Here is a 758-nt window from a genome sequence, read left to right as displayed (position 1 = left end):
CAATCAGCAAGCACGTCAGCAAGCCAAAGTGCTTCAACAAGCGCAAGTCAATCAGCAAGCACATCAGCTAGCCAGTCAGCATCAACAAGCGCCAGTCAATCAGCAAGCACGTCGGCAAGCCAAAGTGCTTCAACAAGCGCAAGTCAATCAGCAAGTACATCGGCTAGCCAGTCAGCATCAACCAGTGCAAGCCAATCAGCAAGCACGTCAGCGTCTGAATCAGCATCAACCAGTGCGAGTCAATCAGCAAGCACAAGTGCATCTGAATCAGCGTCAACCAGTGCGAGCCAATCAGCAAGCACGTCAGCAAGCCAAAGTGCTTCAACCAGCGCAAGTCAATCAGCAAGTACATCAGCTAGCCAGTCAGCATCGACCAGTGCGAGCCAATCAGCAAGCACGTCAGCAAGCCAAAGTGCTTCAACCAGTGCAAGCCAATCAGCCAGCACATCGGCCTCTGAATCAGCGTCAACCAGTGCGAGCCAATCAGCAAGCACGTCGGCAAGCCAAAGTGCTTCGACAAGCGCCAGTCAATCAGCAAGTACATCAGCTAGCCAGTCAGCTTCAACAAGCGCCAGTCAATCAGCAAGCACAAGTGCATCTGAATCAGCATCAACCAGTGCGAGCCAATCAGCCAGCACATCGGCCTCTGAATCAGCGTCAACCAGTGCGAGCCAATCAGCAAGCACGTCGGCAAGCCAAAGTGCTTCAACAAGCGCAAGTCAATCAGCAAGTACATCAGCTAGCCAGTCAGCTTCAAC

1 protein-coding gene is annotated in these 758 nt (G+C 52.6%); it reads left to right on the top strand.

Annotated elements, in window-relative coordinates; genetic code table 11:
* Positions 1 to 758, top strand: a 758-nt coding sequence (locus QM374_RS10715; protein ID WP_414311736.1) for a hypothetical protein, incomplete at both ends; no start/stop codon positions are given.

The sequence above is a fragment of the Streptococcus infantis genome, assembly GCF_047465525.1.
GTDB classification, from domain to species: Bacteria; Bacillota; Bacilli; order Lactobacillales; family Streptococcaceae; genus Streptococcus; species Streptococcus infantis_R.
The sequence above is the reverse complement of the archived record's forward strand: the minus strand, read 5'-3'. Positions and strand labels throughout refer to the sequence as shown.